Annotated in this window: 15 protein-coding genes (1 of these 15 only partly in view); 6 read left to right on the top strand and 9 right to left on the bottom strand. The window is 63.2% G+C overall.

Annotation, left to right across the window (positions count from 1 at the left end; all coding sequences use genetic code 11):
- From pyk to B2994_RS06445, 6 genes are all read right to left on the bottom strand, one after another.
- On the bottom strand, positions 1 to 1156 hold the 5' portion of the coding sequence (gene pyk, locus B2994_RS06470) for a pyruvate kinase (RefSeq protein ID WP_291527553.1). It extends 302 nt beyond the left edge of the window; the window shows 1156 of its 1458 coding nt (coding positions 1-1156); its start codon is at positions 1154 to 1156; the stop codon falls past the left edge of the window.
- Positions 1157 to 1357: 201 nt separating this feature from the next.
- Entirely contained in the window at positions 1358 to 2344 is a 987-nt protein-coding gene (locus B2994_RS06465) for a TerC family protein (RefSeq protein WP_291527552.1), read from the bottom strand.
- Between the two features lie 73 nt (positions 2345 to 2417).
- Positions 2418 to 4529, bottom strand: coding sequence for an excinuclease ABC subunit UvrB (gene uvrB / locus B2994_RS06460; RefSeq protein ID WP_291527551.1), 2112 nt, complete (start codon positions 4527 to 4529; stop codon positions 2418 to 2420).
- A 25-nt stretch (positions 4530 to 4554) separates the two neighbouring features.
- Positions 4555 to 5199, bottom strand: a complete 645-nt coding sequence (gene coaE, locus B2994_RS06455; protein ID WP_291527550.1) for a dephospho-CoA kinase — start codon at positions 5197 to 5199, stop codon at positions 4555 to 4557.
- Positions 5200 to 5332: 133 nt separating this feature from the next.
- Complete coding sequence (gene rpsA, locus B2994_RS06450) at positions 5333 to 6814, bottom strand: 30S ribosomal protein S1 (protein WP_291527549.1); 1482 nt, start codon at positions 6812 to 6814, stop codon at positions 5333 to 5335.
- 159 nt (positions 6815 to 6973) lie between these two features.
- Complete coding sequence (locus B2994_RS06445) at positions 6974 to 7852, bottom strand: bifunctional methylenetetrahydrofolate dehydrogenase/methenyltetrahydrofolate cyclohydrolase (RefSeq protein ID WP_291527548.1); 879 nt, start codon at positions 7850 to 7852, stop codon at positions 6974 to 6976.
- Positions 7853 to 7960: 108 nt separating this feature from the next.
- On the opposite strand from B2994_RS06445, the gene B2994_RS06440 reads away from it, so the two are divergent.
- From B2994_RS06440 to B2994_RS06430, 3 genes are all read left to right on the top strand, one after another.
- Positions 7961 to 9016 carry a metal ABC transporter solute-binding protein, Zn/Mn family gene (locus B2994_RS06440; RefSeq protein WP_291527547.1) on the top strand — a complete coding sequence of 352 codons (1056 nt, stop codon included), beginning with the start codon at positions 7961 to 7963 and terminating at the stop codon, positions 9014 to 9016.
- A gap of 132 nt (positions 9017 to 9148) precedes the next feature.
- A complete protein-coding gene (locus B2994_RS06435; protein WP_291527546.1) occupies positions 9149 to 10021 on the top strand; it encodes an ABC transporter ATP-binding protein in 873 nt (290 codons plus the stop codon).
- Positions 10018 to 10848, top strand: a complete 831-nt coding sequence (locus B2994_RS06430) for a metal ABC transporter permease (RefSeq protein WP_291527545.1) — start codon at positions 10018 to 10020, stop codon at positions 10846 to 10848. Before B2994_RS06435 ends, B2994_RS06430 begins: the two co-directional genes overlap by 4 nt.
- Here B2994_RS06430 and ispF read toward each other — a convergent pair.
- The gene (ispF, locus tag B2994_RS06425) at positions 10845 to 11360 is read right to left on the bottom strand and encodes a 2-C-methyl-D-erythritol 2,4-cyclodiphosphate synthase (RefSeq protein WP_291527544.1); all 516 of its coding nucleotides are present in this window, start codon (positions 11358 to 11360) and stop codon (positions 10845 to 10847) included. The two genes, B2994_RS06430 and ispF, sit on opposite strands and share 4 nt — an antisense overlap.
- Positions 11361 to 11437: 77 nt before the next feature.
- Positions 11438 to 12025 (bottom strand): CarD family transcriptional regulator, encoded by a 588-nt coding sequence (locus tag B2994_RS06420; protein WP_291527543.1) that lies wholly within the window; start codon positions 12023 to 12025, stop codon positions 11438 to 11440.
- A gap of 140 nt (positions 12026 to 12165) precedes the next feature.
- Between B2994_RS06420 and glgB the strand changes: the two genes are divergently transcribed.
- From glgB to B2994_RS06405, 3 genes are all read left to right on the top strand, one after another.
- The gene (glgB, locus tag B2994_RS06415) at positions 12166 to 14415 is read left to right on the top strand and encodes a 1,4-alpha-glucan branching protein GlgB (protein WP_291527542.1); all 2250 of its coding nucleotides are present in this window, start codon (positions 12166 to 12168) and stop codon (positions 14413 to 14415) included.
- Positions 14416 to 14499: 84 nt separating this feature from the next.
- A complete protein-coding gene (locus B2994_RS06410; RefSeq protein WP_291527541.1) occupies positions 14500 to 15243 on the top strand; it encodes a response regulator transcription factor in 744 nt (247 codons plus the stop codon).
- Between the two features lie 18 nt (positions 15244 to 15261).
- Entirely contained in the window at positions 15262 to 16323 is a 1062-nt protein-coding gene (locus B2994_RS06405) for a sensor histidine kinase (RefSeq protein WP_414630657.1), read from the top strand.
- On the opposite strand, the gene B2994_RS06400 is transcribed toward B2994_RS06405, so the two are convergent.
- Positions 16311 to 17042, bottom strand: coding sequence for a ComF family protein (locus B2994_RS06400; protein ID WP_291527539.1), 732 nt, complete (start codon positions 17040 to 17042; stop codon positions 16311 to 16313). The two genes, B2994_RS06405 and B2994_RS06400, sit on opposite strands and share 13 nt — an antisense overlap.
- Positions 17043 to 17044: the final 2 nt, after the last annotated feature.

Genomic DNA, 17044 nt, shown 5'->3' with positions numbered 1-17044 from the left:
TGGAACCGGTCTGGGTGTAGGCGACGATGGCCTTGGCGCTGACCTTGTCGGCGAGGTCGACGGCGGCGGAGGAGACGGCGCCGGACTTGTCCATCTCGAGATCGGACAGGGCCGGGATGCGCTCGAAACCATGCTCGGTGGCGTAGTTGGAGATGCGGGCCATGGTCTTCACGGTGTCCACCGGGTAATCGCCGACGGCGGTTTCGTTGGAGGTCATGGTGGCATCGGCGCCGTCGAGAACGGCGTTGGCGCAGTCGGAGGCCTCGGCACGGGAGGGAACCGGGGCGTGGACCATGGAGCCGAGCACTTCGGTGGCCACGATCACGGGCTTGGCGTACTTGCGGGACAGCTCGATGATGCGCTTGGTGGCCAGCGGGACCTCTTCGAACGGGCACTCGACGGCCATGTCGCCACGGGCGGCCATGATGCCGTCGAAGGTCTTGACGATGTCCTCGAGGTTGTCGAGGGCCTGCGGCTTCTCGATCTTGGCGACGATCGGGACGCGGCGGCCTTCCTCGTCCATGATCTCGTGGGCGCGGTCGATGTCGGAGGCGTACCGCACGAAGGACATGGCGATGATATCGGCGCCGATGCGGATGCCCCAGCGCAGATCCTCCTCGTCCTTCTCGGTCAGGGCCGGGGTGCTCACGGCCACGCCCGGCAGGTTGATGCCCTTGTGGGAGGACACGGGGCCGGCCACGACGACCTTGGTGTACACGTCGTTGCCTTCGACCTTGGTGACCTCAAGGCGGACCTTGCCGTCGTCGATGAGGATCGGATCACCGGGATGGCAGTCGCCCGGAAGACCCTTGAAGGAGGTGGAGACCTTGTGCTCATCGCCAACGATCTCGTCGGTGGTGATGATGAACTCCTGGCCTTCCTTCAGGAACACCTTGTCGGAGCCGTCCATGCAGTCCACTTCCTTCACCCAGCCGGTGCGGATCTTCGGACCCTGGATGTCAACGAGGACGGCAACGTTCTTGCCGAGGTTCTTGGCGGCCTGGCGGATGTTCTTGTATACCGCCTCATGCTCTTCGAATGTACCGTGGGAACGGTTGATACGGGCAACGTTCATACCCGCTTTGATGAGCTCGGTGACCTGCTCCAGCGTATTGCTCGCGGGACCGAGGGTATCTACAATCTTGGCTTTGCGCATTCTTGCCTGCCTATTTCTTGTTGATGGTATCGGGGCCTCGAAAGGCCCTCGCAATTGCCAAGGGACAGTTTACTAGTTCTTGGCGACTACACCAGCATCCTACTGCCCAGCGTGTTGTGAGCGCTCACAGAACATATGGGGAAAGCCGGTCCGGGCCCGTCCTCAGACAGGGGCCCGGACCGGCTCGGGGTGCAACGGGGGTCATGCCTCCTTCGAGGAGTCCATCCGCCTCATCTTGACCACCGAGGCGACGGCCGCCGTGCCGATCGACACCACGATCACCGCCAGCGACAGGAAGGTCGGGATCTCCGGCACCCAGGAGATCGGCTGCCCGCCGTTCAGGAACGGCAGGCTGTTGCCGTGCAGCGCCTCCATGATGAGCTTGACGCCGATGAAGCCAAGCACCACCGCCAAACCGAGCGGCAGGTACACCAACTTGTCGAGCAGCGCTCCGAGCAGGAAGTACAGCTGCTGCAAGCCGAGCAGGGCGAACACATTCGAGGTGAACACGATGAACGGGTCCTTCGTCAGGCCGAAGATCGCGGGGATGGAGTCGAAGGCGAACATCACGTCGGTGGTGCCGATGGCGATGAACACAATCAGCATCGGCGTCCAGTAGCGCACGCCGTTCCTGGTGGTGCGCAGCTTCTCGCCGTCATAGTCGTCGCTCACCTTGACGAATTTCTTCATCGTGCGGATCACGGCGTTCTCCTGATACTCCTCATCGGAGTCGTCCCCCCTCACCAGACCAATGGCGGTGTAGATCAGGAACGCGCCGAACAGGAAGAACACCCAGGTGAAACGCTCGATGATGGCCGAACCGACGAGGATGAAGCAACCGCGCAGCACCAGCGCGACCGTGATGCCCACGGACAGCACGTACTTCTGGTATATCTTCGGCACGGCGAAATTCGACATGATGATGACGAACACGAAGAGATTGTCGATGCTCAGCGAATATTCGGTGAGCCATCCGGAGTAGAACTCGATGGCCGGGCTGGACCCCGCGAAGAACCAGATGCATCCGCCGAAGATCAGTGCCATGACCACAAAGAAGGCGATGTGCTGGATGCACTCCTTGGTGGAGGGGATGTGGGGGCGGCGCCCAATGATCAACAGATCGACAACAAAGAAAATACCTAGTACCACGAATGTGGCAATCATGAACCAAGTGGGGGTTTCTGCCATGATTCACCACTATAAGGCAGGTATTTGACCGGGCGTTCCGAACAACACGACTCGCCCGCGGCCCGTCGCCGGCCTATTTGCCGGCCTCGGTCATCTGGCGCAGTTCCTTTTTCAGATCGCGGATTTCGTCACGCAGTCGCGCCGCAAGTTCGAATTGCAGCTGCTCGGCGGCGGTGTGCATCTGTTCGGAAAGCTGCCGGATCAGGTCGGCGAGATCCTGCGCCGGAAGCCCCGCCCTGAGAATCTCCTCATGGCGTTTCCGCGTCTCGTCCGCGTTGAAGTTCGGAACGCCCAAATGCGAATTGCCGGCCTTGTTGGCATTGCGGTACCCGCCCTCGAGCAATGTGGCGGTGTCCACATCCTCCTTGGCGAGCATGTCATTGACGTCGCTGATCTTTTTGATCAGCGGCTTCGGGTCGATGCCGTGCTTCTTGTTATAGGCGATCTGCTTGTCGCGGCGGCGGTTCGTCTCGTCGATGGCGTGGTGCATGGCGTCGGTAATCTGATCGGCATACATGATCACCATGCCGGAGACGTTTCGCGCGGCTCGGCCAATGGTCTGGATCAGCGAACGATACGAACGCAGGAACCCCTCCTTGTCTGCGTCCAATATGGCCACCAGAGAGACCTCCGGAAGGTCGAGTCCCTCCCTGAGCAGGTTGATGCCGACGATCACGTCGATCACCCCCTCGCGCAATTCGCGAAGCAGCTCGACGCGCCGCAGGGTGTCCACATCGGAGTGGAGGTATTCGACCTTGATGTCGCGTTCAAGCAGATACGCCGTCAGGTCCTCGGCCATCTTCTTGGTGAGGGTGGTGACCAGTGTGCGTTCGTTCCTGGCGACGCGATCCTTGATTTCCGCCAGTAGGTCGTCGATCTGCCCTTCGGTCGGGCGAACCTCGATCTTCGGGTCCACCAAACCGGTCGGCCGGATGATCTGTTCGACCACCCCGTCGGACAGGCCGAGCTCGTAGTCGCCGGGCGTCGCCGACAGATAGACGGTCTGGCCCACGCGATCCAGGAATTCCGGCCATTTCAACGGACGGTTGTCCATGGCGGACGGCAGGCGGAACCCGTGCTCCACCAAGGTGCGCTTGCGCGAGGCGTCACCCTCGTACATGGCGCCGATCTGGGGAACCGTGACATGCGATTCGTCGATGACCAGCAGGAAATCGTCGGGAAAGAAATCAAGCAGGGTGTGCGGCGGGGTGCCGGGGGCGCGGCCGTCGAAGTGGCGGGAATAGTTCTCGACTCCGGAGCACACCCCGATCTGCGTCAGCATCTCCAGATCGTAGGTGGTGCGCATCGTCAGGCGCTGGGCCTCAAGCTCCTTGCCCTGCTTGCGCAACTCGGCCGTGCGCTGGTCCAGCTCCTCCTTGATGCCGGCCAGCGCGCGCTCCATGCGTTCCGGCCCGGCCACATAATGCGACGCCGGGAAGATGTGCACTTCGCTTTCATGGGCGATCTCGTCGCCGGTGAGCGGATGCAGGGTGGAGATGCGGTCGATCTCATCGCCGAAGAACTCAATGCGCACCGCGAGCTCCTCGTACACGGGGATGATCTCCACCGTGTCGCCACGCACGCGGAATGTGCCGCGCGTGAAGGCGATGTCGTTGCGCTTGTACTGCATGTCCACAAACTTGCGCAGCAACTGGTCGCGGTCCATCTGCTGCCCCTCCTTGAGGAACAGCATGCGTCCCGCGTATTCCTCCGGCGTGCCCAGTCCGTAGATGCAGCTCACCGTGGCCACCACCACGCAGTCGCGCCGCGTCAGCAGGTTGGCCGTGGCGGCATGACGCAGACGTTCCACATCGTCATTGATATTGGAGTCCTTTTCGATGTAGGTGTCCGTCTGGGGAATATACGCTTCCGGCTGGTAGTAGTCGTAATAGGAGACGAAATAGCTCACCGCGTTGTCCGGCATGAGCTCGCGGAATTCGGCGCACAGCTGCGCCGCCAGCGTTTTGTTGGGTTCGATGATCAGCGTCGGCCGCTGCAGGCGTTCGATCAGCCACGCGGTGGTCGCCGTTTTGCCGGTGCCGGTGGCTCCCATCAGCACCACGTCGTTTTCGCCGTTCTCCAGCCTGGTCGCCAGTTCCTCGATGGCCTGCGGCTGATCACCGGACGGCTTATACGGGGATTTCACCACGAACGGCTTGTTGCTGCGTTCTATATTGAACCCCATCGCGGTCCTCCTCCTATATACGCCGCTACCTGCAGGCGGCCCGGCTCCGCCGCTCGTCCAGCCAGCGTCCGACCAGTCTATCAAGACATTCGTACGTTTGTTCGATCGGTCGCGTCGTGTCGATGACCACGTCGGCAATCGCCTCGCGTTCGGCGCGGGTGGATTGATGCCGTATGCGGTCCTCCGCCTGTCCTCGCGTCATGCCGCGCTCATCCATCATGCGGCGGATGCGCTCCCCGACCGGTGCCTCCACGGTGATGATATGGTCGAAGGCGAACGGAATGTCGCCATTCGCCAGCACTTCGGCCAGCAGCGGAACGTCATGCACCACCAGCACCGCCCGGGGATGCGCCTCCTCGATGCGCTTCGCTTCGGCGTAAATCAACGGATGTTCGATCGCATCCAACCGCTCGCGGGCTCCTGGCGCCGCCGCTGCGCCGAACACACGCTCGGCCAGCCACGCCCGATCCAGCGATCCGTCGGGCGACAACGCCTCCGAACCGAACTCATCCACGATGCGGGGCAGAGCCGCCCCGCCGGGTCTGACGACGGCATGCGCGATGGCGTCGTAGTCGATATGCAGCGCACCCAATTGCCGCAACCGTTTCGCCGCGGTGCTTTTGCCGGCCGCGATGCCTCCTGTCAATCCCACTCGTATCACGGTGTCCATTGTGCTCGCCCGACAGACAACCCCGTCCGAACGACTCCGTCTCAACACCCCCAGACGCCTGCAAACAAATGGGCCCGATCGCATAGCGATCGGGCCCATGGCGCTATTGCCGCGAGCGAGTCAGTCGACTAGCTCACTTGTTCTTGCCGAGCAGCTGGTCGCGCAGGGCGGCGAGCTGATCGGAGTCGGCGAGGGTGCCGGTGGAAGTGTTCTCGGAGGAGTAGTTGGACACCTCTTCGACCTTCTCTTCCTTGGTGGCAGCCTGACCATCCTCGGCAGCGGAAGCGGCGGCGTTCTCGAGCTCCTTGGCGACGAACTCCTTGTGCTGCTCCCACAGATCGTGAGCGGCGGCATACTGGGCTTCCCACTCCTCGCGCTGCTTCTCGAAGCCGGCGATCCACTCGTTGGTCTCCGGATCGAAGCCTTCGGGGTACTTGTAGTTGCCCTGCTCGTCGTACTCGGCGGGCATGCCGTACAGCGCCGGATCGAAGTCCTCGGAAGCCGGATCAACGGAATCGTTGGCCTGCTTGAGGGACAGGGAGATACGACGGCGGTCGAGATCGACGTCGATCACCTTGACGAACACCTCTTCGCCCGGCTTGACGACGGTCTCCGGGTTCTCGACGTGACGGTTGGCGAGCTCGGAGATGTGGACCAGGCCCTCGATGCCGTCTTCGACGGAGATGAACACGCCGAACTGCACGATCTTGGTGACCTTGCCCTTGACGATCTGACCGGGAACGTGGGTGCGAGCGAAACGCTGCCACGGATCTTCCTGGGTGGCCTTGAGCGACAGGGAGATGCGCTCGCGGTCCAGATCGACGTCCAGCACCTCGACGGTGACCTTGTCGCCGACCTTGACGACCTCGGACGGGTGGTCGATGTGCTTCCAGGACAGCTCGGAAACGTGGATGAGGCCGTCGACGCCGCCAAGATCGACGAAGGCGCCGAAGTTGACGATGGAGGACACGACGCCCTCGCGGATCTGGCCCTTCTTGAGCTGGGACAGGAAGGTCTCGCGAACTTCGGACTGGGTCTCCTCGAGGTACTGACGACGGGAGAGCACCACGTTGTTGCGGTTCTTGTCGAGCTCAAGGATCTTGGCCTTGATCTTCTGGCCGATGTACGGGGACAGGTCGCGGACGCGGCGCATCTCAACGAGGGACGCCGGCAGGAAGCCGCGCAGACCGATATCGACGATGAGGCCGCCCTTGACGGCTTCGATAACGGTGCCTTCGACGACGCCATCGGATTCCTTGATCTTCTCGATGTCGCCCCAAGCGCGCTCGTACTGCGCACGCTTCTTGGAAAGAATAAGACGGCCTTCCTTGTCTTCCTTGGTGACGACAAGAGCCTCGATCTGGTCGCCAACCTGAACGACCTCGTCGGGATCGACGTCCTTCTTGATGGAAAGCTCGCGAGAGGGGATCACGCCCTCGGTCTTGTAGCCGATGTCGACCAGGACCTCGTCGTGATCGATCTTGACGACGGTACCCTCGACCAGATCACCATCGTCGAAGTTCTTGATGGTGGAATCGACTGCCTTGATGAAGTCCTCTTCGGTGCCGATATCGTTGATAGCGACCTTGGCGACTTCAGTGTTGTTCTCTGCCATGTAAATATATGGTTTCTTGATAGTTGATGGATAATTACTCGATATTCAGTTATGTACGCGGCTCTTGCGAGCACACGCAAGGCATAAGGATACAGTGGGCTCTGTCCATATGGAGGGCGTCCGACACGCCCGGATTGCAAAGGCCTTCGGCCCGCGCGGTCACGACAGTGAGCGTTCGGCGATCGACACGACGTTCTCCAGCAACATGGCCCTGGTCATCGGCCCCACGCCACCGGGGTTGGGGGTATAGGCGGAGGCGATGTCGTAGCAGGCCTTGTCGACGTCGCCTTTGATGCGGTAGCGTCCGGCCTGTTCGTCGAATACGCGCGAGACGCCCACGTCGACGAGAACCGCGCCCGGCTTGACCCATTCCGGCCTGACGAATCCGGGCGAGCCCACGGCGGCGATGACCACGTCGGCGCGACGGACATAGCGCTCCACATGCCGCGTTCCGGTGTGGCAGAGCGTCACCGTCGCATTGACCTCGCGCCGGGTGAGCAGCAGGCCGATGGTTCGTCCGACGGTGATGCCGCGGCCAAGCACGCAGACGTCTTTGCCCGCCAGCTCGATGTCGTAGTGGTTCAGCAGGGTGATCACGCCGTTGGGAGTGCAGGGCAGCGGCGTCGAGATGGCGCCGTGCGGGTGCAGCACGAGCTCGCCGAGGTTGGCGGGATGCATGCCGTCGGCGTCCTTTCTCGGGTCGATGAGGTCGATGATCGCGTTCTGGTCGATGCCATCCGGCAATGGAAGCTGAACGATGTACGCCGTGCAGGCCGGGTTCCCGTTAAGTTCCCTGATGGTGCCGGCGATGTCGTCGAACGACGCGGTTTCCGGCAGATCCCGTCGGATGGAGGCGATGCCGAGCTCCTCACAGTCGGCATGCTTGCCCGCCACGTATTTCATCGATCCGGGATCGTTGCCCACCAGCACCGTGCCCAGCCCGGGCGTCACGCCGCGCTCCTTGAGTTCGGCCACGCGAACCGCAAGATCCGCCTTGATGCTTGCGGCCGTTTGCTTGCCATCGAGTTTGAGCGTCATGGTTGTCTGTCCCTTTGCTAGTGACTGGTATCGTGCGGATATTAGGATATCGTGTTTTACAATCGACCTAGAGTAGTACGTGGTCTCGGATAGTGAGAAAGAAGTGTTATGAATCGTTTTGCCAGGCAGTTCGCACGCATCGCCGCAGCCGTGACGTCCATCGCCGCGTTGGGCTTGGCGGCTGCGTGCGGCGGCGCCTCTTCCGCCCAATCTCCGACGACGGAGCAGCCCCAGACCCTGCCTGCCGAAGCAGCCCCGATCGAGATCGTGGCCACCATCAACCAGTGGGGGTCCCTCGCCAAGCAGATCGGCGGCGACTATGCCAACGTCACCTCCATTCTGGCCTCCAGCAATGTGGACGCGCATGATTTCGAACCACAGGGATCCGACGTCGCCAAATTGTCCAAGGCGAGCATCGTTGTGGCCAATGGCGCCGGATACGACTCCTGGGCTTCGAAGGCCGTTGGGAAAAACACCGTGCTGGTGTCGGCGGCCGAAACCATCGGCGCGTCTGATGGCGACAATCCGCATCTGTGGTTCTCGAAGGACGCGCGCAGCGCCATGGCGAAGGAGCTTGCCGACGCATGCGCCAAGCTCCGGCCGGATCACAAGGACTATTTCCAGACGCAGCTCAAACAGTGGCAGACCGACGAGCAGACCCTGGAGGAGACGATGGGCGCCTTCTCCTCCAATCACAAGGGCGCAAGCTACGCGGCGACCGAATCGGTGGCCAAGTACCTGCTGGCCGATCTGGGGATGAAAGACGTCACGCCCAAGGGCTACGAACAGGCGTCGGTCAACGGCGGCGAGTCGTCCCCGTCGGATCTGAACGACTTCACCCGATTAATCGAGTCGCATGCCGCCGACGTGGTGGTCAACAACCCCCAGGAGACCTCGGACACGACCAACATGATCACCGGCGTGGCCCATAAAAGCGATGTCCCGGTGGTGGACGTCACCGAGCAGATGCCCGAGGGCTACGCCACTCTCGACGACTGGATCTCCGCGCTGGTCGAAAGCTTCGACGGGGCGCTCGGCGGATCCTCCGCCACCGGTTCTCCGGAACCGTCGTCCGGCGCGTCGGGCGGGGACACGCCGTCATCCTCCGCCGCCGCCAGCGAAGGATCCGCCGACACCGGCACGCGGCCGGATCCGGGCAAATAGCGTTCGCGCGCTCCGGCCGCTTGGATCCCGTGCCCATTCTCAATAGAAGTCTGAAACTGATAACGATTGTCATCCGCTGCCAGCATACTTCAGTCCGGAACCAATGACAGGTGAGGCGAAAGGTCCGGGCGAATGAATGACTGCATCGTGTTCGACAATGCCGCGGTATCCCGAGGCGGCACGACCATATGGCACCATGGCAGCTTCGTCATACCCTCGGGAAGCGTGACGGCGATCGTCGGCACCAACGGCGCCGGGAAAACCACGATGATGATGGCCGAGCTCGGACTCGTCCCCCTGTCGCAGGGTTCGGTGACGGTGCTGGGGAAACCCGCCGGCAAGGCGAACGCGCGCATCGGATATGTGCCGCAAAGCTACGCCTCGGGCATCGATTCGTCGCTCACCGCCGAACAATCCGTGATACTGGGGCTCACCGGCACGCGCTTCGGATTCCACCCCGTAACCAAAAAGCAGCGAAGCAAAGCCCACGAAGCCCTGCGATTCGTCGGCGTGGACGACAAGGCATCCTGGCGGCTGTCGCAATTGTCCGGCGGTTTGCGCCAGCGCGTGGCCATCGCCCAGGCGCTGGTGTCGGACCCCGAACTGCTGATGCTTGACGAACCGCTGGCCAATCTCGACCTTGCCAGCCAGCGCGCCGTGGCACATCTGCTGGCACGGCTCAACCATGAGCTCGGCATGACCATTCAGGTGGTGGCCCACGATCTGAACATGCTGCTGCCGACCCTGACCGGCGCGGTCTACCTGCTGGACGGGCACCCGCACTATGCCGCGATGAACGACGTGCTCGACTCGCATCTGCTCACCCACCTGTACGGCACCAGGGTCCAGGTGGTCACCACGCCGCAGGGCGATATGTTCGTCACCCCGAACGTGGACGACGAGCCGGAGGGCATGGTCGCGGACACACACGATCCCGCCGAGGTGGCGGGCTTCCATGACCACGCCCATCACGGCGCTCGATTCGGAAAGGAAACGCAACGATGACATTCGCATTCGACCCGGATTGGATGGACACGCTGTCGGCGCCGTTCATGGTCAACGCCGCGATCGCCGGCATCTGCATCTCGGTGGCGGCGGGTGTGATGGGATACTTCACCATTGCCCGCCAATCCACCTTCGCCGCGCACGCCCTGGCTCACATCGGCCTGCCCGGGGCCACGGGCGCGGTACTGCTCGGATTACCGGTTTCGGCCGGTCTCGGCGCCTTCGCGCTGGGCGGAGCCCTGGTGATTGGAGCACTGGGCAAACGGGCCTCGCAGCGAGAGATCGCCACCGGCACCGTGCTCGCCTTCGCGACCGGCATGGGGTTGTTCTTCTCGAGATTGTCCTCCCAGGCCTCCGCCCAGATGCAATCCATCCTGTTCGGCTCGATCCTGACGATCACCCAGGATCAGATCCGCGGATTCGCGATCTTCGACGCAGTGCTGCTGATAGTCGTCGCGATCATCTACCGCCCGCTGCTCTTCAGTTCGCTCGACGAGCAGGTGGCCAGGGCCAAAGGCGTGCCGGTGGGCCTGATGAACCTCGCGTTCATGGCCATGATGGCCGGCGTGATCACCATCGCCGTGCCGGCGGTCGGCACGTTGCTGATTTTCGCCCTGGTCATCACGCCGGCCGCCACCGCCAACATCGTCACGGCCTCCCCGTTCGCCGCCATGACGATCGCCAGCGTCATCTGCCTGGTGTCGATCTGGGGCGGGCTGGTATGCTCCGCCATGTTTCCGGCGCCTCCGAGCTTCGTGATCGTCACCATTTCGACGCTGCTGTGGGCCGTCGCCAAGGCGGTGCAGCCACTGCTGGCGCGGCACTAGGCAGCCGACGCCTGACCCGAGCCGGTGCCGTCCCGCAACATCAGACAGTTCGCGATGGCCGCGACGCCTTCGCCCGAGCCGGTGAATCCCATATGATCCGTTGTCGTGGCCGTCACGCTCACCGGGCATCCCAGCGCCTCGCCGAGCGCCCGCTGCGCCTGGACTCGCCTGCGACCGATTTTGGGACGATTGCCGACGACGACCACGCTCGCCGACTGGGGGCTGCAGCCATGACGTCGCACGTATGCCACGGTCCGGCTCAACATGTCAAGGCCATGCATGCCCGAGCCGAGCGAGGCCGGCCCGACCCCGAACAGGGATCCAATGTCGCCCAAATCAGCGGCCGACAGCAAGGCGTCGACAAGCGCATGGACGGCGACGTCGCCATCCGAATCACCCTCGATGCCAGGCCCCTCGCCGGACCACAGCAGCCCCGCAAGCCACAATTCGCGTCCGGGATCCCCGGAAAAACGATGCGCGTCGAACCCCTGGCCGATCGCTAGCTGACCCATCACTCCCCCGATGTCACATGCTCCGGATGCCGCATGCCCCTCGGCCGCAAGACAGCCGGCGGGGCATGCGGGGCGATTCAGCGCTTCCTCTTGGCGCTTTCCAAACGCGCCAGCGTCTCCGTGGCCGGCTCCTCGGGCGCGAAGGTGTGATGCTTCTCGTCACCGGGCTGCGGGACCTCGTACCCCAGATTCACATCCAGCAGACGCTGGGCGGTGGGTTCGTCCAGCTTCTCCGACAGGGCGATTTCAGAGGTAAGGATCGAACGGGCCTTGGTGAGCATACGTTTCTCTCCCGCGGACAGGCCGTGCTCGTCCACGTCGCGCTGAGCCAGATCACGCACCACTTCGGCGATCTTGTTGACGTCACCCGTCGCGATCTTCTCGACATTGAGCTTGTATCGACGGGACCAGTTCATCTCCTTCTCGATGACCGGGGTGCGCAGGATCTCGAAGACCTTGGCCACCTCGTTGGCGTCGACGATGTCGCGAATGCCGACTTTCTTGGCGTTCTCGACCGGCACGTTGATAACCAGGCCGTCCGAGGACAGCACGGACAGCTGCAGGTATTCGCGCGTAACCCCCTTGACGGTTCTTTCGGTGATGGCCTCCACCTTCGCCGCCCCATGCCGAGGATAGACAACCATATCGCCGACTTTGTAATCCATGAGCCCTCCGCGCTACATACACATACAAAAAAACCTGATTAATTGTGCCATCCGGTCTGGACTTTGCCCAAAACCGCATTCCGCGACGCCAGGCTCACCGACGGGCCTCGGACCGGTCCGAATCGTTGTACACTCGCGTTATGAGCAATGAACGTCATCCCGCCAACATGAACCCGTTGCCAGTGGACTACGCCGTCCTTGACCAAGTGAGCAACGCGAAGTACTTCAGCCCCCATGATGTTCTCGGCGGCCATCTGATGAACGGCGACGACGCCGGCAAGGTGACCGTTCGGGTCCTGCGGCCCATGGCCAAGTCGGTGGCCATCCTCACCCTCGACGGCGAATACGAGACCTATCACGAGTTCAACGGCATCTTCACCACCGTCATCCCCGCGCAACGCACCGACGACGGCTGGTCGGTGCCCGACTACCGCGTGAAAACCGACTTTGGCGACGGCCTCCCCATCGTCGACGACGACCCCTACCGCTACCTGCCCACAATCGGCGATCTCGACATCTACTTCTATGGCGAGGGACGCCACGAACGCCTGTGGGAGATGCTCGGCGCCCATGTGCTGCACTACGACGACCCCATGGGCGACGCGCACGGCGAGGGCGGCAAGCCGGTTGTCGGCACTGCGTTCGCCGTCTGGGCGCCCAACGCCCACGCCGTGCGCGTAGTGGGCGATTTCAACGACTGGAACGGCCGGCGCCACGCCATGCGCGAACTCGGCTCCTCCGGCGTCTGGGAGCTGTTCGTCCCCGGGGTCGCCGCCGGCGAACGATACAAATTCGAAATCCTCAACGCAAACTACGAGGTCAAGCAGAAGGCCGATCCGCTGGAGCGCTCCCATGAGATTCCCCCGGCCACCGCCTCCATCGTGGTGGATTCCGACCACGAGTGGGGGGACCAGGCCTGGATGGACAGCCGTCGGTCCTCCGACCCGCACGCCGGTCCGATTTCCATCTACGAGGTGCACGCCGGCAGCTGGAAGCAGGGATTGAACTACCGCGGCATGATCGATGAGCTCGTACCGTACGTCAGGAGGATGGGCTTCACCCACGTCGAGTTCCTCCCTCTCGAGGAGCACCCCTTCTCCGGATCGTGGGGATACCAGGTCACCGGCTACTACGCCGTGGACTCCCGTTTCGGAGACCCCGACGACTTCAAGGCCCTGGTGGACGCATTCCACCAGGCCGGAATCGGCGTCATCATGGACTGGGTGCCCGCGCACTTCCCGAAGGACGACTTCGCCCTCGGCCGATTCGACGGGACCCCGCTGTACGAGGATCCGGACCCCCTGCGCGGCGAGCACCCCGACTGGGGCACCTACGTGTTCAACTTCGGACGCAACGAAGTGCGCAACTTCCTGGTGGCCAACGCCTGCTTCTGGCTGGATGAATACCATGTCGACGCGCTGCGCGTCGACGCCGTCAGCTCCATGCTCTATCTCGACTACAGCCGCGAGCCCGGCCAGTGGAGGCCGAACATCTACGGCGGCAGGGACAATCTGGAGGCCATCGAGTTCCTCAAGGAGGCCAACACCACCGCCTATGGGAACAACCCCGGCATCATGATGATCGCCGAGGAATCAACCGCATGGCAGGGCGTCACCGCCCCCGCCGACGCCGGGGGCCTGGGTTTCGGCCTGAAGTGGAATATGGGCTGGATGCACGACACACTCGAATATCTGCATGAAACGCCCATCAACCGCAAATACCATCACAACGAGATCACCTTCTCCATGGTGTACGCCTATTCGGAGCACTATGTGCTGCCGATCAGCCATGACGAAGTGGTCTACGGCAAGGGCTCGCTGTTCGGCAAGATGCCCGGCGACGACTGGCAGCGCTATGCGGGCGTCCGTGCGCTGTTCGCCTACCAGTGGGCGCATCCGGGCAAGAAGCTGACCTTCATGGGCAATGAAATCGCCCAGTACGGCGAATGGGACCACGAGGGATCGGTGGATTGGGGTGCGCTGAACTGGCCCGACCACCAAGGTGTCCAGCATCTGGTCCGCGACCTCAACGCGCTGTACCGGGCGAACCCGGCCCTGTGGAGCCAGGATTTCGACCCCGCCGGATTCCAGTGGCTCACCTCCGATGACGCCGGCCACAATACGCTCAGCTTCATGCGCATCGGCAAGGACGGCGAGGAAATGGTGGTGGTCGTCAACTTCGCCGGCACCGCATGGCAGGACTATCGCGTGCCCCTGCCGCACGGCGGCGAGTGGAAGGAGGTGCTCACCACCGACGACGAGCAGTACGGCGGCTCCGGCATCCGCAACAGCCACATCGTCGCGGTCGAAGGCGAGTACCATTCCAGGGATTGGTCCGCGACGCTCACTGTTCCCGCCCTTGGCGCGCTATTCTTGAAGCAGGATCAATGAGATGGGCGACGGGTCGTTCGGGCCGACGAGGCCGGGACGACCCGTCGCCGACACCACAGACAGACAAGGGTGACAAATTCAGTCATGATTACCAGCGCACACACTCAACGCGACTCTCGCACCGTTCTGGTCGTGGAGGACGAGCCGACATTGGCCACCGCCATCGCGCAGCGACTCACCGCCGAAGGATGGTCGGCGCGCGTCGCCTCCGATGGCGCCAGCGCCGTGCAGGCGGCTTCGCAGCTGAGACCGGATCTTGTGATCATGGACATCATGCTGCCGGTTATGGATGGCCTCGAGGCCACCAAACGCATTGTCGCCGAGCGACCCGTTCCCGTGCTCATTCTCACCGCCCGCGACGACGAGGCCGACAAGGTCACCGGCCTGGGGGCTGGCGCCGACGACTACATGACCAAGCCGTTCTCCATGCGCGAGCTGATCGCCCGCTGCAAGGCCCTGTTGCGGCGTGTGGAGCGCGCCAAGGTCATCGCCAAGAACGCCGAAAACGAAAAACTGCTTGATTTCGGCACCCTGGTCATCGACCCGGCCCAGCGTCTGGTGACGCTGAACGGCACGCAGGTGCATCTGACCCCCACCGAGTTCGATCTGCTGGCCACGCTGGCCCGCAAGCCGAAATCGGTGCTGACCCGCGAAAAACTCCTGGAGGAGGTCTGGGACTGGGTCGACGCCTCGGGAACCCGAACCGTCGACAGCCATGTCAAGGCGCTTCGCCACAAGCTCGGCTCCGAATTGATTCGCACGGTGCACGGTGTCGGCTATGCCTTCGAGCCACCGGCAGCATCCGACGCGACCCATCCGATCCGCTGACGCGAGCTGGCCGCCGCGATGCTGGATGATTCCCCCCGCCAGGACGCCCGTCCATCCGACGAGCGTCCCATCGTTCGCATGTCGTCGCTCAAAATCGAACTGAGCGTACTGATCGTGATCGCCACCGCCATCGCTTTCGTCATGGCGTGGTTTCTGCTCAAAGTCGGCTGGTCCGGCTGGATCGCCATGCCGTTGACGCTGATCGTGGCCCTTGGGATCACCTATTTCTTCTCCCGCGGCATGACCTCCCCCCTGCGTCAGATGCGCGACGTCTCCGAGGCCATGGCCGACGGAGACTATACCGCCCGCATCGACGAATCCGCCACGCTGCGCAGCGATGAAATCGGCCAGCTGGCGAGGTCGTTCAACGACATGGCCGACGAATTGCAGCACGCCGACCAGATGCGGCGCGACATGGTGGCCAATGTCAGCCACGAGCTGCGCACCCCCGTCTCCGCCCTGCAGGCCATGGTGGAGAACATGGCGGACGGGGTCACGGAACCCACGCCGGCGAATCTGGAGGGCATTCTCTCGCAAACGCACCGTCTGAGCGATCTCATCGCCTTCCTGCTCGACATGAGTCGCATCGAGGCGGGCGCCGCCAGTCTGAACATCGAATCCTTCGATTTCGCGGACTTTGTCGACGAAACCGTCGAACCCTTGGAAATCGCCGACTCCGGGCACGCCCACAGCATCCATATGAACATTCCCTCCGGCATCGTCATGGAAGGCGACCAGGACCGGCTGCGCCAGCTGTTCACCAACATCATCGGCAACGCCCTGAAACACTCGCCGGACGGCACCGAGGTGCTCATCGAAACCCATGAAGACGTCGAGGCCGGCACCATCGTCACCAATGTGGTCAACTTCGGCTCGCAGATCGAGCCGGAAGCGCGGTCCGACATTTTCCGCCGGTTCGTCAAGGGCAAGACGGGCCCCGGCACGGAATCCGGGGGCACGGGACTGGGACTGTCCATTTCGCGCTGGGCCGCACAACTGCACGGCGGCTCGGTTATGGTGGTGGACGATCCGCGGGGCGCCGATTTCGAAATCGTGCTGCCGAAACATCACAAGGCGTAACGGCCCGGCGCGTGCGTGCGGGCCAGTGCCACGGCGGCCACCACCGTTCCGGACTCCCGTTCGACCACCTGTGCGCACTGTCGAATCGTGGCGCCCGTGGTGATGATGTCGTCGACAAGAATCACCCGCGCACCCGCCATTGGCACCGGTCTGACGGGGACGATGCGTCCGGCGATTCTGCCGGCCCTGTCACGGCCGGATGCAGTCTGCACGGCCTTTGCGTGCACTCCCCTCATCCGTAGTGCCTCAACCGCCCGGGCTTCGACGCCGCAGGCGGCCAGCCCCTCCGCAACGGCATTCGCCAGCGGCGTCACCTGCCGACGGCCGCGTCGGGACACCGAGGCGAACGAGGACGGCGCCGGAACCACCAGGACAGGCGCCTGCGAACCGACGGGCACGCCGGAGCGGTCCAGCCGGCCGGCCGCCACGCAGGAGCGAACCATCCGCGCGATGGCGTCCGAGAACACGGCGTCAAGTTCCAGATCGCCATGGTCCTTCCAGCTCAGCACCGCTCGCCGCGCGAAACCCCGGTATGACGCGCAGGCATAGCAGGCGACGCCGCTGACGGGTTCACGCCATGCCTCGCACTGCCGAAATTCGGTCGCGCAACGCGGGCACAGCGCATAGTCGGGGCGGTCGCATCCGGCGCATCCCCGGGGAATCAGCAGATCCCGGATCTCAGCGAGCCACGCCCCCATCGCCCCCGGCACTCCGACCATGG

This window comes from Bifidobacterium sp. UBA744, assembly GCA_002298605.1.
GTDB lineage: Bacteria > Actinomycetota > Actinomycetes > Actinomycetales > Bifidobacteriaceae > Bifidobacterium.
Note: the sequence above shows the minus strand (reverse complement) of the source record. Positions and strands in the feature narration are given on the sequence as shown.